Raw genomic sequence first — 25,729 nt, forward strand, 5'->3', positions numbered from 1 at the left:
GACTTCCGCTCTGCTACTGCACGGTGACGCACTGCAGGTTGTTCTTCGGGTTCAGGTCAGCATTCTGTGGCACGATGCCCTGCGCACAGTTCCGTGCGGGCTTCTGGGTCACCGTCGCCGAGAAGCTGATGGTCACGCTGTACCCAGCAGGCAGCGGATTCACTGCCGTGCAGCTATTGCCACTGCATGACCAGTCGGATGCTGCTCCCGCTGGGGTGAAGACGAGTGGCCCACCGAACGTCATTGATCCGGGCGGCGTCGGGTTGTCACTGATCTGGGTGCCAACGGGGCAGGGCCCTGAACCAGCGTTGTGCACCACAATGATCACCGCGTAGAGTCCTGGTTGCGTGGTCGGCTGCATGAGCTTATCGACCACGAGGTCGCATCCGCTGGTGGGCGTGGCCGTCGGCTGCGGCGTTGGTGTTGGCTGCGGCGTTGCTGTCGGGGCGACCGTTGGCGTAGCCGTCGGCATCGGCGTTGGTGTGGGGGTGGCAACGGGGACGACGGTGACACCCACGATCACCGTTGGCTGCTTCACGATCGTCGGGGTCGGCGTTGGACTCGGCAACGGCACGGGGGTCAGGCCGCCACTGACCACCGTCCCCTTCTTGATCGGGGTCGGGGTTGGCGTCGGCTCGGTGTCGAGGGCGGTTGTCGGCCCGGTCACTGTCGCTGGCACAGCGGTGAGGGGCGGTTTGGGCGTTGGTGTTGCAGTCGGCGTCAGTGTCGGGGTCGGTGTTGGCGCGGGAAGGCACAGCAGAAGCTGGATCAGTTGCACCTGGGTATCATCGCCGATCGCGACGTCCAGCACGCCTGCAGCGAGGATCGTGCTGAGCTGCGATGCGCTGAACACGTAGGAGAAGGGGACAAAGTTCGGATAATTGCTCGGCGTCCAGGCATTGGGCATGACGCCTGCCGTGCTCCCGCTCGTGCCGAACTGAAACTGCCCGAGTTGCGTCGGCGTTGCCCCACTGTACAGCTTGGTTCGATCGTCCTGTGACGCTGGGGAGGCTGGAGGGCGTGCCGAGATGTGCAGGATACCGGCGAGTGGCGTCGTAGGTGCACTGACGGTGAAGGTATGGAGATACCAGGTCGATCCTGACATAACGCTCAGGTTGATCTGGCTGTAGTATGACGGGTTACCGAGGGTCGTGAGCAAGGCAGGGCGCGGAGTCAGCGCTTGGCCGTTGCCGACACCTTGTGCCACCTGGACTGTTCCAGCCGGGCACCACGTGTTGCCACTGCTTGCCCCGGGAGTTGGTAAGGGGATCGTCGGGGTCGGCGATGGCGTCGGGGATGCTGGCTGCCCAGCAAGCCAGCCGCTACACGCTGCCAGCACAAGTGCACTCACGAGCAGCGCAATCAGCCAAAACGGTCGAGGAGAAAACAGGATTCGCACGTCCCACTCCTTTCATGACGCACCCAGACACGAGCACCGTCGGCAACGATCAGCGGTCTTGCGGCTCCGGGTGCGTCACCGTGCGGTGCGCATCCCGTTCTCCCGATACAACGCGTGAGCTGCGTGATTCCTTACACGTGTTATCGGCAAACGAGCGTCAATGTATGCGTCGAACCGCGCGCCAGGGGCAGGTGGCGCGTCCCCTGGCCGAGCAATTCCTGCCCGTCCCACAGGACCTGCGCAAGATCGACGTCAATGCGGATCTGGACGGGTACCCCGTCGATGGCCAGGTCGGCTGCAGCCGGCGTTACCGTCGTACGCAGTGTGCCAAGCGGCAGGTGCCAGTGCACCGGCTGACCTGGCTCCAGCACGGTTGGTAACCCGGTTGCTCGCGCTACAAGATCACCAGCCCCGCCAAAGCGCAACTCAAGCGGCGGACAGTTAGCAGTCTGGAGGGAAACGTCAACGGTGCCCCAGAGCGCTCCAGCCACGCCGAGCGCGGTCAAGGCGACGAGGGCAACCGTCCCGATCACGACTTTCCCCAACGCCGTGCTGGTCAACCAGTGACCGGCGCGAGACGGCGCCGAGGATGGTGTTGCTGGCGCAGTTGCGGGCCGCATTGCCTGCGTGACCCGCTCGCGCAGTGTCTCTCGCAAGGCTGGACTTGGCACAATGGGCACAAGCGCCGGGAGGAGTTCAACTGCGGTCGCGTAGCGGCGGCGGTTACGCTGGCAAACCTCGCACTGGTTGGCATGACGCGCAACGGCTCGCCGCAATGCTGGCGTTAAGTCAGCCGGAAGGGTGTAGCCGGCCAGCAAGGACGCAAGGGCGGGGCAGTCGGCGCGTCCACGCTTGGCCAGGATGAGCGTGGTGAGACTCTCCTCAAGGGCGTCGCGAAGGCGGCTCAGGCGCGTGTGGATGCTGCCGCGGCTTGCGCCGGTTGCCTGCGCGATTTCCTCGGGCGAAAGGCCTTGCCGCACGCTGAGATCGAGCAAGGCATAGTCAGCCGGGTTCAGCCCACGGGCTGCCTGCCAGACGAGGGCCGCGAGCTCAGCTTGCGACGCAGCAGCCTCAGGGTCATCACCAGCCCCGCTGCTCAGCTGGGCCGGTTGCCACTCGTCTCCCTCCGGCGTGCGCAGCGCCGACAGCGGCGTTGTCCGCCGGCGGCGCAGCTGGTCGATCGCCACGTTCCGGGCAATCGTGAAGAGCCATGGACGCACGCCACCCTGCGGTGGGCGCTCGCGCAACGCCGTCAGGGCTTTGAGGAATGTCTCCTGGGTCGCATCAGCCGCTGCCTCGCGGTCGCCGAGCAGCCGGGCCGTAAAGTCATAGATCCGGTCGACATACCGTTCATAGAGCGTGACGAACGCGTTGTCGTCACCGTGTGAGAAGCGGTACACGAGTTCATCATCAGTTGGGGCAAGCGCGATCTCCGTTGTCATGGCACGGTACCCACGCCCAGTCCTGACTCCCCATGGAAAATTCTTGGCAGCGATCGTAGCATACCCACGCCAGGGACGCGAGTCAGAGGGGCGGATAAACCACCCCGCTGTGTATTCCACGCAGACCCCTGCCTGTTTCTCACAGGATGAGCCTTCCGCTCTAGCGTAAGCGTTTCCTGGAACCAGAACGCGTCGCGCATTGCACTCCACCCTCAGGCTGGACAGCTCTGGCGGAAACGTCTTCTGGAGCCAGAACAGTCACCCGCCTGCTCCTGCAGCAACGTCGCCGCAGTGGATACTGCTCGCGCCCACTGTGTTGCGGTGAGGCGTGCTGCGTTGTTCGTGGTTGCTCGCTGCCTCGCTGTCCTGGCGAGGGACTGGGTGGTGACGTCCTCAAGCAGCAACGGTGGGCATGCGGCGTGCGTCGTCCATTCCCACACGATGCCGCCGCGTGCTGCATACGGTCAGGGTTCCCTGTCGCGGGGGGCGACGTTCAGCTTGCTGGATGGTGCCAGTGCGCCTTCTCCTCCAGAACCGTCTCGTTCCGGTCGTCGAATGAGGGCTCCGTCGGAGCGGGAGCAGTACTCGCCCTCGGGCTCGACCGTCTTGCCTGTGATCTAACGAGGGGGCTCCGTTGGCGTGGGAACAGTACGGCAATCCCGGCGGTTTGGCGCTCACGGCAGAGGCGCGAGCGTAGCTGTGGGGTAAACGCGCGCGTGGCTGTAGAGTAAAGCGGGGCAACGAGGCTCCCGGCCTCGCGATACCCGGCCGTTTCTGCTGTCAACTGACAGCAGAAAGGAGGATAGTCATGAGGCGAGATGCAGAGCGGGAGACGGGATTCGAACCCGCGACAACCGGCTTGGAAGGCCGGCACTCTGCCAACTGAGTTACTCCCGCAACAAAACCGGTCGGGGTGAGAGGACTCGAACCTCCGACCTCAGCGTCCCAAACGCCGCGCGCTACCAACTGCGCCACACCCCGATCCGTCATTTGCACCCCATAGTATAGCAGAATCGCCGTCATCGTGCACGTCCCTGCCCCCTGCTCCGCCATGTGACGCCTCGCTACTCCCCGTGAATAGCGGGGGCGTCCTGCGAGTGCCCCAGTGACGCAGTTCCCGTTCCCATTGCTGCTCGCTCGATCGTCTGGAGCTGTGGCTGGCTCAGCTCTTGCCTGCCCTGCTCTGGCTCGTCGCTGTGCCGGCGTTCCCGTTTCCGGCCAGCTATGCCACGCTGCGGGATTGTTCCGGTATATCGTGGCCGTGTATCCTTGCCGTACATGAGGCGGAGCTCTCCCAGCCGGGCGCCTTTACCGAGTCTGCACACGGCACGGGCCGTCCTCAAGGAGGAGGGCTCTGCACCCCGCGTGTATTCCCCTTTCTGTGCTTGCCTGCCGGAACGGAACGATCAGTGTGAGAGTCGACATGACGCATGCGAATCGCCTCGTTGTGCTGACAGGGCTGGCGCTCCTTGTGCTCGCGGCCGCCACGATCGTCGTCGTGCTGCTTGCTGAGCGACAGCCTCCGCCTCCGTTTCCCTCAGATTCACCCGAGGCAACCGTGCTGGCCTACCTGGAAGCGCTCCGCTCGGCCGAGCGCGAGCGCGTGCTCGCTCTGCTGTCGACGGATGCGCGAAGCGAGCTTGAACGCCGCGAGCGCGATCCGTTTTTTCGGGTTGAGGACATGCTGCACATGGCTCGTCAGTCTCTCCGCGAATCCCGGATTCGCCTTGGTTCAGTCGAGCGCCGTGCTGATCATGCTACGGTGACGCTCCTCATTGAGCGGAGTTCACCACAGGTCGACATCGGTTTTCCGTTCCCGAACGTGAGCGGCGGGCCGGTAAGCTCTACCCGTACCCTCAGGCTCGTTCGTGAAGATGATGCCTGGAAGATCGATGAACTGGCGTTCTTCTTCTGAGCGGCGGGAGGAAACATGGGACATGTCCGTCGCCTCTACCTCTCTGTCGTTGCTGGCGTGAGCCTGGCTGTCTGGGCGACTGGTGCTGTCCTGCTCCTGCGGCAACTCGTGCTCGCGGTGTGGGATGCTGCGACAGGCGTCGTGCTCTTCGCTGGCGGCACCGTTTGGCGCCAACAGCTTGGCGTCAGCCTTGCCCTGGTGCTCGTCGGCCTGCCGGTGTGGGCACTGCACTGGAGCTGGATCGAACGCATCAGCGCGCGTGAGCCTGCAGAGCGGCGGTCAGTTGTCCGAGCCTTGTACCAGGCCGTTGTGTTAGCCGTGACCTTCTCAACCTGGATCCGGAGTGCCGTCGCCGTGCTCGCTGCGCTCCTGCGTGCCATGCTCGGTGCGGAGGGTGTCAGTGACGTTGCGCCGCTTGTGCAGGACGGCGTGCCGGCACTCCTCGTCAGCGGTGGCGTGTGGTGGTTCCATCGCCGGTGGCTCCGCATCGACTGCCAGTTAGCCGAGCGGCGGGGGGCTGCAGCGTGGATCCCGCAACTCTACTGGTATAGCGCAACGGGCACTGGGCTGACCTTGCTGGTGGTCGGCGTCGCGTTGCTCCTGCGTGCCGCGCTCGATGCCGTTCTCCCGGCGACCGTGCTCGTCGGGTCGTTGCACACCGCTGTGTCACGCGCGCTTGCGCTTTCCGTCAGTGGGCTCGTGGCGTGGGGGCTGCACTGGCCGGCAGTGCTCCAGGGCACACTCGACGCAGCGCCAGCTGACCAACGGCGTTCGGCCATCCACTGGGGCTATCTCACCGTCGTCGTCTTTGCCAGCCTCGCAACGCTGCTTGCCGCGCTCACGGTTGTGCTCCAGGTCGCGTTGGGCTGGATCGTGGGTGTTTCGGATGGCGACACCGTTGCTCGGACTCGGCAGATACTGCAGCCGCTTACCTGGCTGCTACCGGCCTTGCTGGTCTGGTGGTACCACCGTGCAGTGCTGCGCCATGAGGCGGCGGTGAACGCCACTCTTCAGCCGGCCGGCACAGACTGGTTCACGAATGCCGGTCGCGTGCTGCGCTACGGGTCGGCGTTTGTTGCCTTGCTCTTTGCTGGACTCGGGCTCAGCCGCATGGTGAGTCTGCTGGTCGATGCACTCTTCGCGCTGCTTGTCAGCCAGCCGGTTGGGAGTTGGCGACGTGATTTGGCTTTCGGTCTGGCAGTGGCGGGCTCCGGCAGCGGCGCCTGGCTCGTCTTCTGGCGCGCGATCCTTGCAAGCTGGGCCCGCGATCCATCCGGAGAGCGGAGTAGCCTGAGTCGCCGGGCCTATCTCTACGCGACGCTCGGCGTGAGTGTCCTTGCGCTGCTCGGGTCAGCTGCGTCGGTGCTTGCGCGCCTGCTGAGCTGGCTGCTCGGCGCTGAGAGCGCAGCGGTTGCCCTGACGAGCAGCGCGCCGGCCTTGGGAATCATGCTTGTTGCCCTCATGGTGCTTGCCTACCATGGCCAGGTCTTACGACGCGATCTGCGCGAGGCTGGGGCCGCGCCAGCGGCTGGCGCGACGGTGCGCCTTGTGCTCCGTCTGCCGCCTGGCAGCGATCCTGAGGGCGTTGTGCAGGAGCTTGCAGCACATCTTCCACCGGGGGCACAGCTTGAACGCAGGTAGGCTCGCCTAACAGTGGACGACGCTGAGTAGCGTGATAGCCATGATGCAACTGACCGACGAGACCGGCTTGGCGCCCTGCTGGGTCAGCCTCAGCGTGCAGGCGGTTCCGCGCGCCGGCGAGCTCCGGTTCGGTGCGACGCACTCGCTGTCGTTTAGGTGGTCGCTGCTTCGCGTGGCACGAGTCGGGCAAAGCGCCGCTTGCCGACCTGGAGGACGACTGGCCGGGTGAGTTGGACGATGTGTTCGGGATCGTCGACGCGTTGCCCGTCCAGCCGCACACCACCCTGCTGGATCAGCCGCCGCGCCTCGTTGTTGCTGCCTGCCATGCCAGCCTGCACTAGCAGCGTCACCAGCCGTTGCTCGGGGTCGACCAGCACGTCTGGCAGCGTCTCGGGAAGCTCATGACGGCGGAAGAGGCGGTCGAAGTGCTCCCGGGCTTGCTCGGCCGCTTCCGGACTATGCAGGTCACGGACGACAGTCAGTGCCAGCTGCTCTTTGACGTCACGCGGGTTGATTTCCCCGCGTTCCATGCCTGCTAGCCAGGCGTCAATACGCTCCTCAGGAATGTCAGTCAGCAGCCGCAGGTAGTCGCCGATGAGGTGGTCAGGGATCGACATCAGTTTACCGAACATCTCCTCAGGCGGCTCGGTCACGCCGATGTAGTTGCCATAACTCTTGCTCATCTTCAGCGTGCCATCGGTGCCGACGAGCAGGGGGACTGTCAGGATGTCCTGTGGCTCTTGGCCGTATTCGCGCTGGATGTCGCGGCCGACAAGCAGGTTGAAGGTCTGGTCTGTGCCACCGATTTCCACATCGGCCTGGATTGCTACCGAGTCGTATGCCTGCAGCAGCGGGTAGAGCAGTTCGGTGATGGCGATCGGCGAGCCTTCAGCGTAGCGGCGCGCAAAATCGTCGCGGTCGAGCATCTTGGCTACCGTGTATTTCGCCGTCAGGTGGATGACGTCGGCGAGCGTGAACCGGTCGAACCAGCGACTCTGCCAGGTAATCTCTGTTCGGCTCACGTCGACAACTTTGAAGAATTGATCAAGGTAGGTCTGGGCGTTAGCGCGCACTTCCTCTTCGCTCAGCATCGTGCGCTGTGACGAACGACCGGATGGGTCACCGATCCGCGCTGTCCAATCGCCGACAATCACCACAACGTGATGGCCAAGCTCCTGGAACTCGCGGAGCTTGCGGAAGCACACATAATGCCCGAGGTGGATATCCGGTCGGCTTGGATCGACGCCGTACTTGACGCGGATTGGCCGATCGCCAAGCAGTTTGCGGCGCAGGCTGTCACGTGCAATGACATCGACAACGCCGCGCGTGAGCAAGCGATCGACCGCGGCTTCACGGTTGTGGCGTGGCATCGTGTTCATGGGCGATGCTTCACCCCTTTCGGCTGGTTCAGCAGCGTCCACGTCAATGGTGGCGGCCAATCGGCAGGCAGTGCGGCGAGCGCAGCCCGGCCAGCTTGCTCGTCCCGCTGCATCTGCTCAATGAGTGCATCGACGCTCTCAAAAGCCTGGTCGCCACGGAGTCGCTCGACGAAGAGCACGTGCACGGTCTTCCCATAGAGCACGATATCGCGGTCGAGGAGGTAGACCTCGATGGTGCGCATTTCTTCGTGGAACGTCGGTCGCACGCCGATGTAGACCAAGGCGTCGAGCAATGTTGGATCGGTATCAATGGCGACGCGTGCGGCATAGATCCCGTCAGCCGGTACGGCCAGGCGTGCTGGGAGCGCGAGGTTGGCTGTTGGAAAGCCGAGGAGCCGCCCACGCCGTCGCCCTTCAACGACGGTGCCTGAGAGCACGTACGGCCGGCCGAGCAAGGCCGCGGCTGTTGCCACGTCGCCGGCCGCGATGGCCTGGCGGATTGCCGTGCTGCTCAGTGGCGTATGGTCGGTGGTGATGCGCGAGACAATGGTGACGCGAAAGCCATAGCGTTCACTCAGCTGTTGCAACAATGCTGGCGTACCACGGCGATTGTGTCCAAAATGGAAATCGTCGCCCACGACGAATCCAGCCAGCCCAAGCGCGCAGAGGTGGTCGACGAACGCTTCTGGCTCCTGTTGGGCGAATTCACGGGTGAATGGCTCGACGACGACGAGATCGACGCCGCAGCTGAGAATCACGTTGACCCGTTGCTCCGTCGTGCAGAGGCGGGGCGGTGCTGCCTCAGGGCGAAGCACCTCGCCGGGGAGCGGGTCAAACGTCAAGGCGACGCTTGCGGCCTGCGCTTCTCGCGCCGCAGTCACCAGGCGTTCCAGCAAGTACTGGTGACCGCGGTGCACGCCATCGAAGTTGCCGATCGTCAGGACAAAGCGCCGACCATTCAGGGCGCTCAGCTCGCTGAGGACTTGCTCCGTCATGCGCCTGTTGCTCCGCTCGTTTCACTGTCCCGTTACAAGAACGGGGCGCCACCGTCCCGTGCTCGCTGGTCGGGCCAGGCCGGCCCAGTAACCATCGTGGGTATAGACCCGGGCAAGCAGATCGGGCACAGCGGGTGCCGAAAGCCGCACCGGCGACCCATGATACCATGCTGCCTCGTCCTGCTCCGACAGGATGAGCGCCGGGCCAGCGCTGAGGGCATCTTCTGGTGGCAGCGCAAAGAGGCTCCAGGTCTCCGGCGATAACCCAGCCTCGAGTTCATCGATCGTCCACGCTTGCGCCAGCGTAAACCGGCCGACGCGGGTACGAACGAGACCGTGGAGGTATCCCCCCGTCCCAAGCGCTGCGCCAATGTCGCGCGCCAGTGAGCGCACATATGTGCCTTTGCTGCAGTCGACGACAACCACCAGGTCGGGGTAGTGATAGAAAAGCAACGACAGTCTGCTGATCGTTACCCGGCGCGGTGGTGCAGACACGTCCTGTCCTGCGCGGGCTCGCCGATAGAGCGGCGTGCCGTCGACTTTGATGGCCGAAAACCGCGGCGGAACCTGCACAATCTCTCCCTGGAACCGCTGCAGCGTCGCCTCGACGTCAGCTTGGCTCGGAGGCGTTGCCTCCGTGATCGCGGTGATCTCGCCCTCGAGATCGTCCGTCGTCGTTTCGACGCCCAGCACAACGTGCGCGACATATTGCTTGTCGGCTTCTTGCAGGTACGGCAAGAGCCGCGTTGCACTGCCGACCGCAACGACTAAGACGCCTTCGGCCGCTGGGTCGAGCGTCCCGGCATGCCCGACCTGGCGCGTCTTCACCCGGCGCCGGAGCCAGGCCACGGCGTCGTGTGATGTCCAGCCGCGCGGCTTATCAAGGATCAGCAGGCCGCTCAGCGATGGCATAGGGACTTCCCGTGCGCTGCAACTGATCAGCAACGGCCATGGCGACTGCCTCGAGGAACGCGTCACGCGACGCTGGCCCAGGGGGAAGGCGGCATCCAGCGGCTCGGCTGTGTCCACCTCCGCCGAATTGGGCGGCGATGGCTGCGACATCGATCTGCTCGCTCGCCGAGCGGATGCTTACGCGCCAGTTCTCAGGTTGCTGGTAGAACATCACGGCGACGAGCGTCTGATCGACGCCGAGCAAGAAATTGACGATGCCCTCTCCCTCGGCCGGCGTCGCACCGCTCTCGGCCAGCATCTCCGGCGTAATTTCTGTCCAGATAATCGGCGGCCGTAGCTGTGCCCGGCTCAAGGCCAAGCCCCACAGCCGAACTGTTGAGTAGGGCTTGCTGCGGAATAACGCGGCAACGACGCGCTCCAGGTCCGCGCCGCGTTCAAGCAACGTTGCCACGAGCCGGAGCGTCTGTGGCCGCGTGCTGGATGTTTGCAAGCTGAGCGTGTCGCCGTAGATGCCGCTGAGCAAGCACGTTGCCAGTGGTGGTGTGATCGGCTCCTCAAGGAGGATGAGCCACTCCGCGAGGACTTCGGTCGTCGCCGCAGCCTCTGGATCGACCAGGTTCACGAGTCCAAACCGTGTGTTGGTGACGTGGTGGTCGATGTTGATGAGCGGAACGCGACCATCGAACCATTGCGGAGCAGCGCGATAGAGCGGGCCAAGGCGTGACGGATCGGCGCAATCAACGAGGGCGATGCAGTCAGCGGGTGGTGTGCTGTCTTCTGTCGGCGAAAGCACGGCAAGTTCGCTACTGTCGGGGAGGAAGGCAAGCGCTGGCGGCAAGCGCCCATCGCCAATGGTTGGTATCGTCTGCACCCCGTGCTGACGCAGCACCAGGTGTAGCGCCAGCGTCGAGGCGACAGCGTCTGCGTCGGGGTTCGCGTGGGTAGCAATGAGCACACCCGCGCTGTGCGCCAGCAGCTGCCATGCACGCTGCGCGTTTTCGCGTGAGAATGGCGCGATCAGATCAGGCATTGCCGTGCTCGTCCTCTGCGTTCGGTGTTGTCGCCTCCTCCGGGTGTAGCTGGCCATGCAGCGCGTTCAACGCGCGGGCGACCTGCTCGGCATACTCCATTGAACGATCGAGCCGGAAGCGCAGCTCTGGGATGTGACGAGTGTGCATGCGCGGCTTGAGCAGCCGCCGGATGAAGCCGCTCGCGCCGTTGAGCGCCGTAATCGCCGCCTCTTGTTCTTCAGGACTGCCAAAGACTGAGGTGAAGACTTTGGCATATCGCAGGTCAGGGCTGACCTCGACTCGGGTAATGCTGATGAACCCGAGTCGAGGATCCCGCATCTCGCGCCGGATAATCTCACTAATTTCATCGCGTAAGAATTCGGCAATGCGCTGTTGTCGATAGGCGCTCATCGCTTCGCCTCCTTACGACATCCGGTGTACCAGCTGGACACTGGTGCACCCAGCGGATGAGCTAGCGCTGCCCTTCGCGCTTGGCCGCTCCATCGCTCGAGCGCCGCACTTCTTCAACATGATAGAACTCGATCTGATCGCCAACCTGAACCTCATTAAACCCGTCAATCACCATCCCGCATTCGTAGCCAGCAGCGACTTCACGCACGTCGTCCTTGAACCGCCGCAGCGAGGCGATCGTGCCTTCGTGGATGACAACGCCGTTGCGTAAGACGCGAACGCGTGAAGAGCGGAGCGCTTTGCCACTGACGACATAGAGCCCAGCGACGACTGTGCGGTTGGGGAGCCGGAACGTCTCGCGCACTTCAGCGTAGCCATCGGTCACTTCTTGCTGCTCTGGAGCAAGCAGACCAGTCAGCGCCGCTTTGACATCATCGAGCAAGTGATAGATGACGTTGTAATACCGGATATCAACGCCGGTCTCGTCAGCGGCGCGCCGTGCGGCGACGTCCGGCCGCACGTTGAAGCCGATCACCACCGCGCCGGCCGTTGCCGCAAGCTTCACGTCGGATTCGGAGATTGCTCCAACGCCACTGTGGAGAATCGTCACGCCGACGTCCGGCACATCGTCGCTCAGCTTCGCGAGCGCGTTCTGAATCGCCTCGAGCGAGCCTTGCACGTCAGCCTTCAGCACAAGGCGCAACTCACGGGTTTCGCCCTCCTTGAGTCGCGTCGCCAGTTCATCCAGGCGAACAGCGCGCAGCGTCACGCTTTCGGCGCGGCGCTGTCGCGCGTGCTCTTCAGCGAGTTCGCGCGCGGTCTTCTCGTCCGGCACGACTTGAAGCCGGTCGCCTGCTTCGGGCAGATCGAGTAACCCCAGGATCTCGACGGGTGTCGAGGGGCCAGCGCGCCGGACGCGCCGTCCGCGGTCATCGAACATTGCACGGATGCGTCCCCACGTGCCGCCGACGACGACGATGTCGCGGAGCTGCAACGTGCCTGATTGCACGAGCACGGTCGCCACCGGCCCACGGTTGGGATCAACTTTCGCCTCGATGATTACGCCGATTGCCGGCTTATTGGGGTTTGCCTTTAGCTCCATCAGGTCAGCGACGAGCAGGATCATCTCCAGCAGGTCTTCGATGCCGAGGCGCTGCTTTGCGGAAACCTCGACAACCGGGACATCGCCGCCAAACTCTTCCGGAATCACTCCGATTTCGGCCAGTTGCTGCTTCACCCGCATCGGGTTTGCTGTCGGCAGGTCAATCTTGTTAATCGCAACGATGATCGGCACGTTCGCAGCCTTCGCATGGCTGATCGCCTCGCGCGTCTGCGGCATCACGCCATCATCGGCTGCAACGACGAGCACGGCGATATCTGTGACCTGGGCCCCGCGTGCCCGCATCGCCGTGAAGGCCTCGTGCCCTGGCGTATCCAGGAAGGTAATTTTCCGTCCCTGCACCTCGACCTGGTACGCGCCGATGTGCTGGGTAATCCCCCCCGCTTCGCCCTCCGCCACGTTGGTATGCCGGATGGCGTCAAGCAGCTTCGTCTTCCCGTGATCGACATGCCCCATCACGGTCACGACGGGCGGGCGTGGCTGTGCTTCTGGGTCCTGTGCTTCTGCCTTGAGCTCCGCCTCGAGCGCTTCGACGCCTTGGCCGGTCTCTGGCGTGCGCTCTTCAGTCTCAATGCCGAATTCGGCGGCTACTGCAGCCGCCGTCTCGTAGTCGATCTGCTGGTTAATACCGGCCAGAACGCCGCGACGCATTAATGCTTTGATGACGTCGACAACGCTCACGCCGATTGCCTCGGCGAATGCGCCGACCGTCATGACACTGTCGAGGACGACCGGGCCATTCAAGGTCGCGGTCGCGCTCGGCTTTGCCGCTGGCGCTGCTGCCCGGTGTTGCCTGGCATGGTTGCGGTCACGCTTGGTTTTCTGGCTCATTGGTCGCCTCCTTTAGCTCAGCGTCAGAGTACGCCGGTGAGGTTGTTGCAAGGTCAGGGGTATCGTCCCGGCGAATGTGCAGGTCTGCGTAGCGCAGCAGCTCAGCCCGGAACTCCGGCGGCACGGTCGTGCGCAACGCCCGGTCGAGGGCATCAGTCTGGGCAGCAAGCTCCCAGCAGCGAAACCGCCGGCAGAGATAGGCTCCGCGGCCATTCCGCTTGCCCGTTGGGTCGATGGCCAATGTACCCTCCGGTGTGCGCACAATGCGCACGAACGTGCGCTTGGCATCCTTGGTATGGCACACCACGCACGTGCGCAACGGAATGTGCTTCAGTCGTGGCTGCTTTCGCCGCTTCGTCGGTTCCGGCATCGGCTGGCGCTCCTTTCTGCCTGGCCGCATGGGTTAGGATGCGGTCGAGGCGGTTTCTTCCGTCAAGGGTAGCGCTCGCCCCGTCTCAAAGTCGTACCGTGCCCGCAACTCTCGGTCGTAGTAGACGTTGACAACGCCGTTGACCAACTCGACGTCGACGCTCTTCATAATGAGGTCGCTCGGCAGCGGGCCAAACTCACGCTCGCGAACGCTGATCGTGCCGTCAGCCCGCACGAGGCGTGGCTGGCGACCAAAGACCATGAAGTCTTGCGGCGGCATCTCGGGCATCCGGTAGCTGGCCGCTTCGGCAAAAATGCCCTCCTCGGCCACCGAGTCACGATCTTTCACGTCAATCCGCCAGCCGGTGAGCTTATAGGCCAGCCGGGCATTCTGCCCGTCCTTGCCAATGGCCTGCGACATCTGCTCCGGCGGGACAATCACCCGCGCCACCTTTTCGGCCTCGTTCAAAATGACGCTGATCGGCTTGGCTGGACTGAGCGCATTGGCAATAAACGTCCGGATGTCCGGCGACCACTCGATGACGTCGATTTTTTCGCCGGAAAGCTCGGTGACGATGTTTTGAATGCGCACGCCGCGGACGCCCACGCACGCGCCCACTGGGTCGACCTTCTCCTGCCGTGCCGCCACGGCGACCTTCGAGCGCTGGCCGGGTTCACGGGCGATCGCCATGACCTCGACCGCGCCACTGAAGATTTCTGGCACTTCGAGCTCGAGCAGCCGCTTGATTAAGTTCGGATGCGTGCGTGAGACGACGAGTTGCGGCCCGCGTGGATCCTTGTTGATATCAAGCAAGTACACCTTAATGCGCTGGCCGGGGCGATACCGCTCGTTTGGAATTTGCTCCCGTGCCGGCATAATTGCCTCGGCCTTGCCGAGGTCGATAATGACGGCACGCGGATCAGCCCGGTGTACGATGCCCGTGAGCACTTCGCCGATCCGGTCATGGTATTCCTTGTAGATCATCTCGCGCTCGTAGTCGCGGATCCGCTGCATGATCACCTGCTTCGCGGTCTGCGCGGCGATCCGCCCGAAGTTGTTTGGTGTCCGCTCGAGCTTGACGATATCGCCGACGACCGCCTTCGGGTCGACCTTGCGCGCTTCCTCGACCGTGATCTCGCGGGCAGGATCCGTGACGCGTTCAACGACGCGCTTGGGCGCGAGAATGTGAATTTTGCCAGTGTTCACGTCAATGAACACTTCGACTTCTTCGTCAGAGCCCGTCATCTTCTTGTACACCGTGCGAAGCGCTTGCTGGACGGATTCCATGACCGCTTCGCGCGGGATGCCGCGCTCGGCAGCGATCTGTGCGATGGCAGTGTACAAATCGCTCTTCATCGCGGTGTCCCTCCTTGTCTTTGGCGTGATCTCACCTGTGCCGTTCTGCTGGCTGAGGCAAAAATTAAAGTGGGCAAGCTGCCCACTTCGCACAGGGCAGATCCATTCATTAAGAGTATACCAAACCTGCGCTGCGCTGTACGGAGTGGTTGGGGCGGGCAGGGGGCGTTATACTAGCCCTGACTGCGGTGGGATTGGTGGCGGGGGTAGGGATGAAGCTCCTCGCGTGGCTTCGGCCGGGGATGTACGTCAAGCGATGGTTGCTCCTCCTCATGCTTGGGCTGGTGATGACCAGCTTAGCCCTGGCTATGGGCTTAGCCTGGGTCTATCGCAATTACGACTTTCCGCAGCGGATCTCTGGTTTTGTCCAAGCGGTCACGCTCCAGTTCATTCCACACCCGTATCGCGAGTTGCTCATGTTGAGCGTCGGTAGCTCGCTGGTCGTTTTCGGGATTTTCCAGCTCAGTCGCTCGCTCCTTGCGCCGTTTCTCGACCAGCGGAAAGACGGTCAGGGGTTGGCGGAGATTATCCAGGCCCACCGTTTTGGCAATACGCCGCCGGAGTTTCATGTTGTCGCGATCGGCGGTGGCACTGGCCTCTCAACGCTCCTCCGCGGTTTGAAAACGCACAATGTCGCGATTACTGCGATTGTCACCATGGGTGATGATGGCGGCAGCTCTGGGCGGCTGCGCACGGACTTCAACATGCCACCGCCTGGCGATATTCGCAATTGCCTTGTTGCACTGGCCGACGCCGAGCCACTGATGAGCGAACTCTTTCAATATCGCTTCCCCGATGTCGGCTCCTCGCTTGATGGGCATAGCTTCGGGAATCTCTTTATCGCCGCGATGACCCAGGTGACGGGCAGCTTCGAGCGCGCCATCCGCGAGTCCTCGAAGGTGCTCGCTGTTCGTGGCCAGGTGCTGCCCTCGACGCTGGAGAACATTACCGTTTGTGCCGAGATGGCCGACGGGCGCATTGTGCGCGGCGAATCGCAGATTACGCAGGCCCGTGGAAAAATCCACCGAATCTTCCTTGATCCTGAGCATCCTGATCCGTATGAGCCGGCGCTTGCGGCGATTTTGTCAGCTGATGTGATCGTCCTTGGACCCGGCAGCCTCTTTACGTCAGTGATTCCCAACGTGCTGGTGCGCGGTCTTGCTCATGCCATTCGCTACGCGCCAGCTGTGAAAATCTACGTCTGCAACGTGACCACGCAGCGTGGTGAAACTGATGGCTTCCGCGTCATCGACCATGTGGCCGCGCTCTTCCAGCACGCTGGTGGCCCGTGCGTCGACTATGTGCTGGCGAACAGCAATTTCGAGCCAGCGCGCAAGCTTGACCCGAACCTCGGTGTCATGGCGGTGAGCCTTGATGGCCTTGATCAACTCAAGGGCAAGGTTGACGTTGTCTTACGTGACCTCGTCAATACAGAACTTCCCGTCCGCCACGATCCAGCGAAGCTCAGCGCTGCCGTGCTGGACATTGCACGGCAGGCCTTGCGAACAGGGCGTCGGGGAGTGGCTGAGCAGGAGCTCGTGAGTGCCCCGATTGCCGCAAACGGTGCGGCAGTCCCCGAAGCTGTTGTGTCAATGATGGGAGTGGAAGGGTGGAGCGACAATGGCAGTACGCGTAGGGATTAACGGGTTTGGCCGCATCGGCCGCCAGGTCTTGAAAGTGCTCCTTGATATCTACGATGAGGATTTTGAGGTTGTCGCCATCAACGACATTACGACCCCTGATGTCCTTGCGCATCTTCTGAAGTACGACTCAACATATGGCATCTACGATCGTGATGTCGAGGTAACGGAGAATGGCCTTGATATTGATGGCATGACGATTCGGGTGCTCTCCGAGCGCGATCCAGCGAATCTCCCGTGGCGCGACCTTGGCGTCGAACTCGTCATCGAATCAACAGGACTCTTCACCGACGCGGCCAAAGCGCGCGCCCACCTCGACGCTGGCGCAAAGAAGGTGATCATCACGGCTCCAGCCAAGAACGAGGACATCACGATTGTGATCGGCGTCAATCACGAGCAGTACGATCCCGAGCGTCACCATATCGTCTCCAACGCGTCCTGCACGACAAATGCCCTGGCGCCGGTCGCGAAAGTATTGCACGAGCGCTTCGGCATCGTCCGTGGCATTATGACGACGGTGCACGCCTACACCAGTGATCAGCGCTTGCTCGATGCCCCTCACCGTGACCTGCGCCGCGCGCGTGCTGCCGGGCTCAACATCGTCCCGACGACGACCGGTGCTGCACGTGCTGTTGCCCTGGTCATTCCTGAGCTCAAGGGGAAGTTCGACGGCTTTGCCTTGCGCGTGCCGACACCAACGGTGTCAATCATTGACTTCGTGGCCGAACTCGAGCGCGCGACAACGGTCGATGAGATCAACGCGGCGTTCCGCGAAGCTGCCGAGGGCGAACTTGAGGGCATCCTTGATTACACGGAAGAACCGCTGGTGTCGAGCGATTTCCGCATGGACCCGCACTCGACGATCGTCGATGGCCTCTCCACCATGGTTATCGATGGGACGTTGGCGAAGGTCGTTTCGTGGTATGACAACGAGTGGGGCTACTCCTGTCGCGTGGCCGATCTGGCCTACTACATGATGATCGGCTGCTACGAGCAGGGCGAGGAAGCATAGGCACCGACGGGGAGGGAGAGGGCTCGTGAGACTCCGAACACTTCGCGATCTGCCCGTCCAGGGCCGGCGCGTCCTGCTCCGGGCTGATTTCAACGTCCCACTCCAGGATGGTCATGTGGCCGATGATACGCGCATCCGCGCGACGCTCCCGACAATCCAGTGGCTGCGTGACCAGGGCGCTCGCGTCATTGCCTGCTCGCACCTTGGCCGTCCCAAGGGCAAGGTCGATGAACGGTTGCGTCTCGCGCCAGTTGCTGAGCGTCTGAGTCAGCTGCTGGGCGTGTCAGTACGGTATGCGCACGACATCGTTGGTCCTGAAGCGCATGCGCTGGCCCGTGAGCTTGGCGATGGCGACGTGGGACTGCTGGAAAACCTGCGGTTTGATCCGCGCGAAGAACAGAATGACCCTGAGTTCGCTGCGGAATTAGCTGCCCTCGCCGACTGCTACGTCAACGATGCCTTTGGTGCAGCCCACCGCGCTCATGCCTCGGTCGTTGGTGTTGCCCAACGGCTCCCGTCAGCAGCCGGGTTCCTTCTGGAGCGCGAAGTCACTGCGCTGAGCCGCGTCCTTGAAGCGAACGATCATCCCTTCGTCGTCGTCCTTGGTGGAGCTAAGATCTCTGACAAGATTGGGGTGATCAAGCAACTGCTCCAACGTGCCGATGCGATCTTGCTTGGCGGTGGCATGGCAAACACGTTCTTGAAAGCTGCTGGATACCAGGTCGGTCGGTCACTGGTCGAAGATGATCACCTCGACACAGCCTCGTCGCTGCGCGAGCAGGCCGCTGCCCGTGGCGTCCAGCTGCTCTTGCCGCGCGATGTCGTCGTTGCCCCGAGCCTTGATGACAGTGCGCATCGCGCCGTTGTTTCGGTCGACGCGGTGCCGGCCGATGCCGCCATCTTCGATATTGGTCCAGAGACGGTTGCGGCCTTCGCTGCAGTCATCCAGCCAGCTGCACTCGTCGTCTGGAATGGCCCGCTCGGTGTCTACGAAAACCCGGCCTTCCGCGAAGGAACCCGTGGCGTAGCCCAAGCGATTGCGGCCTGTCAGGGGTACACGGTCGTTGGCGGCGGTGATTCCGCAGCCGCGCTCCAAGAACTGGGCCTTGCCGACAGCGTTGATCACCTCTCAACCGGCGGTGGCGCAACGCTCGAGTTTCTCGAGGGAAAGCAACTTCCCGGCATTCAGGTCTTGATGGAGCACGACGCATGAGGCCTGGGCGACGTCCGCTCATTGCTGGAAACTGGAAGATGCACACCAGCTATGAGGAAGCGCTCGCGCTTGCTCGCGGGTGCGTTGAGCGGATTCCTGCATCTCTCGCAGTCGACGTTGCGATTCACCCACCGTTCATCTGGCTTGTGCCAGTCAGCAAGGTGCTGGAGGGCTCAGCAATCGCGCTTGGCGCGCAAAACTGTGCCGCGCGTGAGGATGGCCCGCTCACTGGCGAAGTCTCGGCGCATATGCTTGCACCATTTTGCCGCTACGTGATCGTTGGCCACAGCGAACGCCGACTACTCCTGCATGAAGACGACGCAGCAATCGCGGCCAAGCTTCGCCTCGTCTTTGACCACGGCATGACGCCGATTCTTTGTGTCGGTGAGCAGCTTGCGCAGCGTGAAGCCGGCCAAGCCGGTGAGGTTGTGACACAACAGCTTCGGGCGGCCCTAGATGGCTTGACGCCGGATCGGCTTGCTCGTCTCGTCATCGCCTATGAGCCAGTCTGGGCTATTGGGACCGGTGTCCCTGCGACGCCTGCTGACGCTGAAGCCATGGCCCAGTTGATTCGTGCCGTTGTTGCCGAACTCGGCACTGATGGAGCTGCGCTGCGCGTCCTCTACGGCGGCAGCGTCAACGCGACGAATGCGGCAGGATTTCTCGCAATGCCGGCGATTGATGGGGCGCTTGTCGGCGGGGCAAGCCTGGATGTGGAACAATTCAGCGCGATTGTGCAGGCCGCCGAAGCGCTCTACCAGCAAGCGGCTGATCAGGCAACGATGGAGGCGTAACGTTCGATGGAGACAGCACTCTATATCGCGCTCATCTTAGTTTCCATTCTCTTGATTCTGGTCATCTTGTTGCAGAGCAAGGGCTCTGCGTTCAGTGGGGCATTTGGTGGCGATCCGTCGGCCATTTACCATACTCGCCGTGGGGTTGAGCGCTTGCTCTTCCAGTTGACGATCGTGGTCGCGGCCATCTTTGTTGTTCTGGCGCTCGTTGCACAACTGGTGTTGTCGAGGTAAGCAAGCAGTTGTCGTGAGGTAGGGTTCTGTTCGCGTGCGCAGAAGCTGGCGAACCAGCTGGGCTGTCACAACAGTCCTGGTGTTGCTAGCGCTGAGTGTTGGTCTTGGGCGATACCTGCTCTCGTCCCACGGCTCAGCGGCCCAGCTGAATCCGAGCCCGACGCCGAGCCCAACCGCAACGCTCCCGCCCCGTCCAGGCGGTACCTATACTGAGGGAACCCTCTCGAAACCCCAGACCCTGAATCCGTTCTTCGCCACCATGCAAATCGAGCGTGATATCGCAGCGATCCTCTTTGACCCGCTGGTCGGCCTTGATGCAAGTGGTCAGCCGATACCGAGCCTTGCGACGAGCTGGAAGCTCAGTGATGACGGCCGAACCTACACGCTGACTCTCCGCGCTGACGTTACCTGGCACGACGGCACGCCGTTCACCGCCAGTGATGTGCTCTACACGATTCGCTTACTCCAGGCACCTGACTTCCCCGGCGATCCAACCCTCTCTCACTTTTGGCGCAGCGTCGTTGTCTCAAGTTCTTCTCCAACAGAGGTGCGCTTCACACTGCCTGCACCGTTTTCACCCTTCTTGAATTACCTCTCAATCCCGATCCTGCCGGCCCATCGGCTGGCAGGTGTCTTGCCGCGTGATCTTCCAACCGACAGTTTCAGCACTTCGCCAATTGGCACCGGCCCCTATCGCCTGGTGCAGTTCGACGCTGAGCGAGGGACCGTAACGCTCGCGCGCTACGACGGCTACTATGGTGAGAAGCCATATCTCGACCAGGTTATCATCCGCGCCTATCCGGATGTGCCGGCGCTCGCTCAAGCCTTTGCGAGCGGCGCCATTCAGGGGATTGGTACGCCGCCAATTGACCTCCTCCTGCGGCCAGGGGCACTTGGCTCCCATGCCCGCATCTATGCCCCACTTGTGCCGGGCTACACCGCGCTCTTCTTTAACCTGCGCGATCAGCTCTTTGCTGATGTGCGTGTTCGGCAAGCGATTGCCCTGGCAATCGATCGCCAACATCTCGTCCAGGATGCCCTGCATCAGCTTGCCGAACCTGGGAGCAGCCCAGTACCGGCCTCGCTCTGGGCGTATGCACCGCAGCCGGCTACTGTCAATCTCGATCGTGCGCGACAATTACTGAATGAAGCCGGCTGGCAGGATCAGAATGGTGTGCTCCAACGCAATGGAACGCCATTCCGCTTCACCTTGCTCGTCAACAGCGATGATCCGCAGCGGCTCGCGGCAGCGCAGGCGGTGGCGAGTGCCCTTGGACAGTTGCACATGCAGGTGACCGTGCAAGCGCTTTCGCCGGCCGCACTTGAACAAACCCTGCTCAACCGGCAGTTTACCGCTGCAATCTATGGGTGGTATGCCCGACAGGGTGATCCTGATAGCTTCACCCTGTGGAGTTCAAGCCAGGTCGATAGTGGGGCCAATATCAGTGGCTTTCGTAACCAGGCAGTCGATACGTTGCTTCAGCAAGCGCGCACAACAGCCGCTGAAGCGGACCGCAAGGCGCTCTATGCTGAATTCCAGCGTGTCTTTGCGGAGCAAGTGCCAGCGGTGATCCTTTACTATCCCCGCCTTCCCTTTGTGGTGAGTGACACGATTGGCGGCGTTGATGCCACACCGCTGGTTTCCCCAAGCGATCGGCTCCGTGAAGTGATCCATTGGTACCTGGTTGCACCGAAGTAGTGTCGGACGTCGCTGGCGCGAGTATACTTGCGCTAGGCCAGCGCGAGGCCATGAGTTGAGGGGAGTATTCATCAATGTTTGGATCGTTGGGCTGGCAAGAGCTGCTGCTGATCCTGCTTATCGTGCTCATTATCTTTGGTGCTGGCAAGTTGCCCGAGATCGGGAGTGCGCTTGGCCGCAGCATTCGTGAGTTCCGCCGCGCTACCCACGAAGAGGAGCTGGCGAGCCAGCAGCAGGACGCTGCACACAAGGACATTTCATAGTACCGCGTTCAGCTGCCTTCTGTGCGTCAGATTTGTCTCGGCAGACGGTCACGGCTCATCACGGAAGAAGGTGATGAGCCGATCGTTTGTTGGTGCCTCGCCGTCCAGGATCTCGACAAAGGCGATGCGTGTCCAGGGGTAGAGGAAATGGGTCGCTCCCGGGGTGACGAAGCTGAGCGACTTGCCGTCGCGTCGCCGTGGGTTGCGCAAGACTAAGAACTGGTCTTGGGGATTCGGCAACGCGTCGATTTCGGCAACGAATGGATCCTCATTGTAAATATGAACGACAACCCGGTACCCCATCCACCTTCTCCTTTCCTCTGCTGCTGGTAATGCTCGGTCTCAGCGCCGGAGGGCATAAACCCGCCCATCGAATGCCCCGAAGATGACGGCGTGGGGAGCAATTGCTGGCCGACTCACGATTGGCGCATTGACCTCGTACGTCCAGCGAATGCTTCCATCGGCAGTAAATGCAACGAACCGACCATCAACGGTACCAACGTAGCCGAGGACGTCGTCCGCATTTGGCGCTCCGGTGATTTGTGATCCAAGCTTAGCCTGCCAGAGGAAAGTGCCATCTCCAATATGGCCGGCCCAGAGCGTACCATCGCTCACGCCTACGATAACCGTCTCGCCCCAGACCAAAGGCGTCGCGACAATCGGTGGGCCAAGCGTAATCTGCCAATGGACTGCACCAGTCTCCAAGACGATTGCCCACAGTTTGCCACCAAGTGTGGCGACCAGCACAAGGTCCGCAGCAAGGGTTGGACTCGCCAGAATTGGTGCATCAAGTTGACAACGCCAGCATTCCTCACCACTTGTCAGTGACCAGGCATAGACCGTGCGATCTTCACTCGCCGCAAGAACGCGCGATTGTGCAAGCAGGGGGCTGGCGCGGATTGGCCCGCGCGTATGCCGTCGCCAGAGCAATGTCCCCGTCAGCGCATCGAGGGCGTAACACATGCCGTCATCGCCACCAATAATGACGACGCCCGTATCCGCAGCGAGCGCTGGTGACGAACGGATCGGCAGCGGCGTCAAGTAGCGCCAGCGCAAGGCTCCGGTCTGGCAGTCAAGCGCATACACGTTGCCGTCTTCTGCTCCGACAATGACTGTGTCATGACTGATGACCGGGCGCGAGACGATTCCCCGGCCAGCGCGGTAGCGCCAGAGCACGTGGCCACTCTCAAGCGCGATGGCATAGAGACAGCGATCGTATGAGCCGATGAAAACCGTGTCCTGGGCAATACGGGCACTGCCGCGGACTTCATCCCCGGTCGCCACTGTCCAGAGCACCCGTGTGTCCGGTTGCTCCTCTTCACATACGGAAGGCTGCATGTCTTGGGAGTGAGAAGCCTTAATAGGTGCTGATGGAGTGACTGCTGGCGTGCGGCATGCGCGGATCGCGTCGGCCATTGCTGCGGCTGAGGGGAAACGCTCTTCTGGGCGATAGGCCAACGCGCGGAGAATAACCGCCTCGAACTGTTCACTCAGGTTGGGGTTGATTTGCCGCGGTGGCCGGTACACCAGCGAAAACGGTGGCTCGTCGCGTGGATCGATCCGCGTCGCCAAATGATAGAGAGTTGCCCCCAGGGCATAGAGGTCGGCACGCGGATCGACGATACCACGGTATTGCTCCGGTGGAGCATAGCCTTCGGTGCCGATCATCGTGCCGCGATGCTGCGGCTGGAAGATACGTGCAATGCCAAAGTCGATGAGACAGAGGGAGCCATCTGGCCGGCGCATGATGTTGGAGGGCTTTAAGTCGCGGAAGATGATGGGTTCCGGCTTCTGGTTATGCAAGTATGATAAGACATCCAACAGCTGAAGCGCCCAGTCGATCAGCTGCGCTTCGGAGGGCAGTCCGGGCAGGCGAGCAACATAGTGCTCCAAATTTTCTCCCTCGACGTATTCTAGGACGAGATAGGACACGTCGTCGATCGTGAAAAAGTCGAAGACCTGGGGGATAGCAGGGTGACGCAGTGTAGCAAGCAACGCCGCTTCACGTTCAAAGGCAGCGCGTTGGAGTGCTCGTGTCCGGGGATGGGCATTATGGGAGACAAGCGCTTTAATAGCACATCGTCGCTCAACGTGAGGAAAGTGGAGGTCGCGTGCCAAATAGACCGTGCTCATTCCTCCTTGACCGATCGGCTGGAGCAGTTCGTAGCGTCCAGCCAGAATAGTGCCGTGTGGATATTCCTGATGCTCGCCCACAGTTCCCCCGTTTGCTTTGTTCACGCAGTCTGCCCGTGGCCGATTATAGATGTCCCGGGGGTATAATCGGCAGCGGGGAGCGTTCATACAGGGTTCGGAGACGGAACGCGTGGATGAATTGCATGGAGTGACGGCTTCAGTTGAGCATCCAACCCAAGCAACCCAGTCTGCAGAACAACCGCTTACCCGACCAACCGGTCGGCGTCTTGTCCTCTGGGATATCCTCGAGACGGTCGTCTTAGCGCTTGTCCTCTTTGTCGCGATTCGGGAAGTGATCCTGAACTATCGCGTCGATGGTAGCAGTATGGAGCCCACGCTCCATAACGGCGAGATGCTGATCGTAAATCGCCGAGCCTATATGCACATCTCGCTCCAGCACCTCTTCGGCTGGATTCCGAGTATTGGGCAAGACGTCGATGGAGAATGGTATCCCTTTGGGCCGCCGCAACGGGGCGACATCATCGTCTTTTATCCTCCGGGCAACAGCAGTGAGCCCTACGTCAAGCGGATCATTGGCCTGCCAGGTGAGCATATCGCCATTCATGACGGCGCAGTCTACATCAACGGCCAGCGGCTGATTGAGCCATACCTCGATGTCCCAACACTCTGGCGTGGTGTTACGCTCGATCAGGACTATGTTGTGCCGCCTGGTTACGTCTTCGTCCTTGGCGACAACCGCAACAACAGCAGCGACTCACGCATCTTCGGTGCTGTGCCGATGTCTTCTATTGTCGGCAAGGCGTGGATCACCTATTGGCCGCCGGATGAGATCAAAGTGCTCTCGCACCCAGCCTATGCGTTCCAGTAGCGGAAGCCTTGGCCCGGTTGTACAATCGTGAATGAGCAGAGGATGCCAGGACAGCGCCGCGGGCCGGCACTAACCCATATGGCACCCGAGCACGCGGAGGGAAGGCTGAGAACATGATTGAGACGGTCGTCGAAAGCATTCGAGTAAGCCTTGTCACCCAACATCGTGTCGTGCTCTTGCGCGAGGTCGGCGGTGACCGCCATCTTCCGATCTGGATTGGCCCCTTTGAGGCTGAAGCGATCGCAATGGCCATTCAAGGTGTCACGTCTGCTCGCCCGCTGCCGTATGACCTCCTGCGCACGGTCATTGCTGAGATGGGCGGCGAGATCACCGAAGTTGCTGTCACTGACCTTGCGCAAGATGTCTTCTACGCGCGCATCGTCATTGCCCTCAATGGTCGACGCATTGAGATCGACAGCCGGCCGAGCGATGCCATTGCGCTTGCCGTGCGCGCAAAGGTGCCGATCTACGTCGACGAGAGCGTGATGGAGCGGGCTGGCGTCCAGCTTGAAGCTGATGAAGAAGCTGAGGCAGAGCCAGAACCGCCCGAGGCCGAGCGGATCGAAGAAGGAAGCTCGTTTGACGCCGACCTTTCGGTCTTCCGTGAATTCATTAACTCGCTCGACCTTGACGATCTCGATAAGAAGTAGCGGTTGGAGTGACTCGTTGCCTATTGTGGATGGATCAGGATGAGCCCAGAGTTTGAGGACGTCCGCGCACTCGTACTCAGCATGGTGGACCACTGCTCTCACTGTGGTCAGCCGTTTGCGGCGGAGCACCTGACGCTGATCGGTCGCACGCCGTTCATGTGGGCGTTTCGGCTGTCGTGTCCAAACTGTGGGGCACAAAGCCTCGTTGCGGCAATGGTCGGTGAGCAGGATGCAGCTGCCGAACTGAACCGCCGCCGGCGGGCACTCTATCGCCCTGAACATCATGCTGAGCCGGTGACGGAGGACGATGTTCGGGCGATTCGTGAATTCCTCGAGCACTTCGATGGTGACTTCCAGCGGCTGTTTGGCTACCGCTGATCCTGCTCTCCGCTGTTCTTCACGCGCAGTACCCTAGCGTTAC

At 61.9% G+C, this 25,729-nt stretch carries 24 protein-coding genes and 2 tRNA genes; 12 read left to right on the forward strand and 14 right to left on the reverse strand.

The genetic code is table 11. The features are described 5' to 3' along the window. Positions 1-13: 13 nt before the first annotated feature. The 4 genes from N675_RS14360 to N675_RS09150 form a co-directional block, all read right to left on the reverse strand. Positions 14-1,399 (reverse strand): hypothetical protein, encoded by a 1,386-nt coding sequence (locus N675_RS14360; RefSeq protein ID WP_038039072.1) that lies wholly within the window; start codon positions 1,397-1,399, stop codon positions 14-16. 140 nt (positions 1,400-1,539) lie between these two features. Then, the gene (locus tag N675_RS13720) at positions 1,540-2,841 is read right to left on the reverse strand and encodes a sigma-70 family RNA polymerase sigma factor (RefSeq protein ID WP_051914512.1); all 1,302 of its coding nucleotides are present in this window, start codon (positions 2,839-2,841) and stop codon (positions 1,540-1,542) included. Positions 2,842-3,665: 824 nt separating this feature from the next. Further along, positions 3,666-3,738, reverse strand: a tRNA-Gly gene (locus N675_RS09145). A gap of 11 nt (positions 3,739-3,749) precedes the next feature. Then, positions 3,750-3,822 (reverse strand) — tRNA-Pro (locus N675_RS09150). 442 nt (positions 3,823-4,264) lie between these two features. Here N675_RS09150 and N675_RS09160 point away from each other — a divergent pair. Both N675_RS09160 and N675_RS09165 read left to right on the forward strand, forming a co-directional pair. Then, positions 4,265-4,756, forward strand: coding sequence for a hypothetical protein (locus tag N675_RS09160; protein WP_081887039.1), 492 nt, complete (start codon positions 4,265-4,267; stop codon positions 4,754-4,756). 15 nt (positions 4,757-4,771) lie between these two features. Beyond that, entirely contained in the window at positions 4,772-6,397 is a 1,626-nt protein-coding gene (locus N675_RS09165) for a DUF5671 domain-containing protein (RefSeq protein ID WP_038039075.1), read from the forward strand. A gap of 152 nt (positions 6,398-6,549) precedes the next feature. On the opposite strand, the gene tyrS is transcribed toward N675_RS09165, so the two are convergent. The 8 genes from tyrS to nusA all read right to left on the reverse strand — a co-directional run bounded on the left by tyrS (position 6,550) and on the right by nusA (position 14,781). Next, positions 6,550-7,767 (reverse strand): tyrosine--tRNA ligase, encoded by a 1,218-nt coding sequence (tyrS, locus tag N675_RS09170; RefSeq protein ID WP_038039706.1) that lies wholly within the window; start codon positions 7,765-7,767, stop codon positions 6,550-6,552. Between the two features lie 5 nt (positions 7,768-7,772). Further along, on the reverse strand, positions 7,773-8,771 hold the full coding sequence (locus tag N675_RS09175; RefSeq protein WP_051914513.1) for a bifunctional riboflavin kinase/FAD synthetase: 999 nt from the start codon (positions 8,769-8,771) through the stop codon (positions 7,773-7,775). Positions 8,772-8,792: 21 nt separating this feature from the next. Next, entirely contained in the window at positions 8,793-9,683 is an 891-nt protein-coding gene (truB, locus tag N675_RS09180) for a tRNA pseudouridine(55) synthase TruB (protein WP_038039076.1), read from the reverse strand. Then, positions 9,652-10,713, reverse strand: coding sequence for a DHH family phosphoesterase (locus tag N675_RS09185; protein WP_051914514.1), 1,062 nt, complete (start codon positions 10,711-10,713; stop codon positions 9,652-9,654). Before N675_RS09185 ends, truB begins: the two co-directional genes overlap by 32 nt. After that, positions 10,706-11,104 (reverse strand): 30S ribosome-binding factor RbfA, encoded by a 399-nt coding sequence (rbfA, locus tag N675_RS09190; protein ID WP_038039077.1) that lies wholly within the window; start codon positions 11,102-11,104, stop codon positions 10,706-10,708. The genes N675_RS09185 and rbfA overlap by 8 nt, the downstream gene beginning before the upstream one ends. A gap of 61 nt (positions 11,105-11,165) precedes the next feature. Then, a complete protein-coding gene (gene infB, locus N675_RS09195; protein ID WP_081886975.1) occupies positions 11,166-13,055 on the reverse strand; it encodes a translation initiation factor IF-2 in 1,890 nt (629 codons plus the stop codon). Then, complete coding sequence (gene rnpM, locus N675_RS09200; protein WP_051914515.1) at positions 13,033-13,425, reverse strand: RNase P modulator RnpM; 393 nt, start codon at positions 13,423-13,425, stop codon at positions 13,033-13,035. The genes infB and rnpM overlap by 23 nt, the downstream gene beginning before the upstream one ends. Positions 13,426-13,458: 33 nt before the next feature. Beyond that, positions 13,459-14,781 (reverse strand): transcription termination factor NusA, encoded by a 1,323-nt coding sequence (gene nusA, locus N675_RS09205; protein WP_038039079.1) that lies wholly within the window; start codon positions 14,779-14,781, stop codon positions 13,459-13,461. Positions 14,782-14,993: 212 nt separating this feature from the next. Between nusA and N675_RS09210 the strand changes: the two genes are divergently transcribed. From N675_RS09210 to tatA, 7 genes are all read left to right on the forward strand, one after another. Then, entirely contained in the window at positions 14,994-16,424 is a 1,431-nt protein-coding gene (locus N675_RS09210; RefSeq protein WP_081886976.1) for a gluconeogenesis factor YvcK family protein, read from the forward strand. Next, positions 16,402-17,433: a type I glyceraldehyde-3-phosphate dehydrogenase gene (gene gap / locus N675_RS09215; protein ID WP_038039081.1), complete on the forward strand. Its 1,032-nt coding sequence runs from the start codon at positions 16,402-16,404 to the stop codon at positions 17,431-17,433. Before N675_RS09210 ends, gap begins: the two co-directional genes overlap by 23 nt. A gap of 25 nt (positions 17,434-17,458) precedes the next feature. Then, complete coding sequence (locus N675_RS09220) at positions 17,459-18,646, forward strand: phosphoglycerate kinase (RefSeq protein WP_038039083.1); 1,188 nt, start codon at positions 17,459-17,461, stop codon at positions 18,644-18,646. Beyond that, on the forward strand, positions 18,643-19,440 hold the full coding sequence (tpiA, locus tag N675_RS09225; RefSeq protein WP_038039084.1) for a triose-phosphate isomerase: 798 nt from the start codon (positions 18,643-18,645) through the stop codon (positions 19,438-19,440). Before N675_RS09220 ends, tpiA begins: the two co-directional genes overlap by 4 nt. Positions 19,441-19,446: 6 nt before the next feature. Further along, complete coding sequence (gene secG / locus N675_RS09230; RefSeq protein ID WP_038039085.1) at positions 19,447-19,674, forward strand: preprotein translocase subunit SecG; 228 nt, start codon at positions 19,447-19,449, stop codon at positions 19,672-19,674. Positions 19,675-19,708: 34 nt separating this feature from the next. After that, on the forward strand, positions 19,709-21,373 hold the full coding sequence (locus N675_RS09235) for a peptide ABC transporter substrate-binding protein (protein WP_051914516.1): 1,665 nt from the start codon (positions 19,709-19,711) through the stop codon (positions 21,371-21,373). A 74-nt stretch (positions 21,374-21,447) separates the two neighbouring features. Next, on the forward strand, positions 21,448-21,636 hold the full coding sequence (tatA, locus tag N675_RS09240) for a twin-arginine translocase TatA/TatE family subunit (protein ID WP_038039086.1): 189 nt from the start codon (positions 21,448-21,450) through the stop codon (positions 21,634-21,636). Positions 21,637-21,684: 48 nt separating this feature from the next. On the opposite strand, the gene N675_RS09245 is transcribed toward tatA, so the two are convergent. Beyond that, positions 21,685-21,939, reverse strand: a complete 255-nt coding sequence (locus tag N675_RS09245; RefSeq protein ID WP_038039087.1) for a hypothetical protein — start codon at positions 21,937-21,939, stop codon at positions 21,685-21,687. 39 nt (positions 21,940-21,978) lie between these two features. Beyond that, positions 21,979-23,850, reverse strand: a complete 1,872-nt coding sequence (locus N675_RS09250) for an outer membrane protein assembly factor BamB family protein (protein ID WP_051914517.1) — start codon at positions 23,848-23,850, stop codon at positions 21,979-21,981. A 109-nt stretch (positions 23,851-23,959) separates the two neighbouring features. Here N675_RS09250 and lepB point away from each other — a divergent pair, with 109 nt between their 5' ends. The 3 genes from lepB (at position 23,960) to N675_RS09265 (ending at position 25,686) form a co-directional block, all read left to right on the forward strand. Further along, positions 23,960-24,658, forward strand: a complete 699-nt coding sequence (lepB, locus tag N675_RS09255; protein WP_038039089.1) for a signal peptidase I — start codon at positions 23,960-23,962, stop codon at positions 24,656-24,658. 113 nt (positions 24,659-24,771) lie between these two features. Then, positions 24,772-25,308, forward strand: a complete 537-nt coding sequence (locus N675_RS09260) for a bifunctional nuclease family protein (protein ID WP_038039091.1) — start codon at positions 24,772-24,774, stop codon at positions 25,306-25,308. 39 nt (positions 25,309-25,347) lie between these two features. Beyond that, the gene (locus N675_RS09265; protein WP_038039092.1) at positions 25,348-25,686 is read left to right on the forward strand and encodes a hypothetical protein; all 339 of its coding nucleotides are present in this window, start codon (positions 25,348-25,350) and stop codon (positions 25,684-25,686) included. Positions 25,687-25,729: the final 43 nt, after the last annotated feature.

This window comes from Thermorudis peleae (assembly GCF_000744775.1).
In the GTDB taxonomy this organism is placed as follows: domain Bacteria; phylum Chloroflexota; class Chloroflexia; order Thermomicrobiales; family Thermomicrobiaceae; genus Thermorudis; species Thermorudis peleae.

Excerpts from the sequence above, each read along its gene's own strand:
- rbfA (WP_038039077.1), bottom strand. The coding sequence starts at position 11,104 with ATGAGCGCCTATCGACAACAGCGCATTGCCGAATTCTTACGCGATGAA.
- nusA (WP_038039079.1), bottom strand. The coding sequence starts at position 14,781 with ATGAAGAGCGATTTGTACACTGCCATCGCACAGATCGCTGCCGAGCGC.
- secG (WP_038039085.1), top strand. The coding sequence starts at position 19,447 with ATGGAGACAGCACTCTATATCGCGCTCATCTTAGTTTCCATTCTCTTG.
- gap (WP_038039081.1), top strand. The coding sequence starts at position 16,402 with ATGGCAGTACGCGTAGGGATTAACGGGTTTGGCCGCATCGGCCGCCAG.
- N675_RS09260 (WP_038039091.1), top strand. The coding sequence starts at position 24,772 with ATGATTGAGACGGTCGTCGAAAGCATTCGAGTAAGCCTTGTCACCCAA.
- N675_RS09165 (WP_038039075.1), top strand. The coding sequence starts at position 4,772 with ATGGGACATGTCCGTCGCCTCTACCTCTCTGTCGTTGCTGGCGTGAGC.
- N675_RS09210 (WP_081886976.1), top strand. The coding sequence starts at position 14,994 with ATGAAGCTCCTCGCGTGGCTTCGGCCGGGGATGTACGTCAAGCGATGG.
- tatA (WP_038039086.1), top strand. The coding sequence starts at position 21,448 with ATGTTTGGATCGTTGGGCTGGCAAGAGCTGCTGCTGATCCTGCTTATC.
- N675_RS09175 (WP_051914513.1), bottom strand. The coding sequence starts at position 8,771 with ATGACGGAGCAAGTCCTCAGCGAGCTGAGCGCCCTGAATGGTCGGCGC.
- N675_RS09265 (WP_038039092.1), top strand. The coding sequence starts at position 25,348 with ATGAGCCCAGAGTTTGAGGACGTCCGCGCACTCGTACTCAGCATGGTG.
- N675_RS09160 (WP_081887039.1), top strand. The coding sequence starts at position 4,265 with ATGACGCATGCGAATCGCCTCGTTGTGCTGACAGGGCTGGCGCTCCTT.
- N675_RS09185 (WP_051914514.1), bottom strand. The coding sequence starts at position 10,713 with ATGCCTGATCTGATCGCGCCATTCTCACGCGAAAACGCGCAGCGTGCA.
- truB (WP_038039076.1), bottom strand. The coding sequence starts at position 9,683 with ATGCCATCGCTGAGCGGCCTGCTGATCCTTGATAAGCCGCGCGGCTGG.
- N675_RS13720 (WP_051914512.1), bottom strand. The coding sequence starts at position 2,841 with ATGACAACGGAGATCGCGCTTGCCCCAACTGATGATGAACTCGTGTAC.
- tpiA (WP_038039084.1), top strand. The coding sequence starts at position 18,643 with ATGAGGCCTGGGCGACGTCCGCTCATTGCTGGAAACTGGAAGATGCAC.
- N675_RS09245 (WP_038039087.1), bottom strand. The coding sequence starts at position 21,939 with ATGGGGTACCGGGTTGTCGTTCATATTTACAATGAGGATCCATTCGTT.
- rnpM (WP_051914515.1), bottom strand. The coding sequence starts at position 13,425 with ATGCCGGAACCGACGAAGCGGCGAAAGCAGCCACGACTGAAGCACATT.
- infB (WP_081886975.1), bottom strand. The coding sequence starts at position 13,055 with ATGAGCCAGAAAACCAAGCGTGACCGCAACCATGCCAGGCAACACCGG.
- tyrS (WP_038039706.1), bottom strand. The coding sequence starts at position 7,767 with ATGCCACGCCACAACCGTGAAGCCGCGGTCGATCGCTTGCTCACGCGC.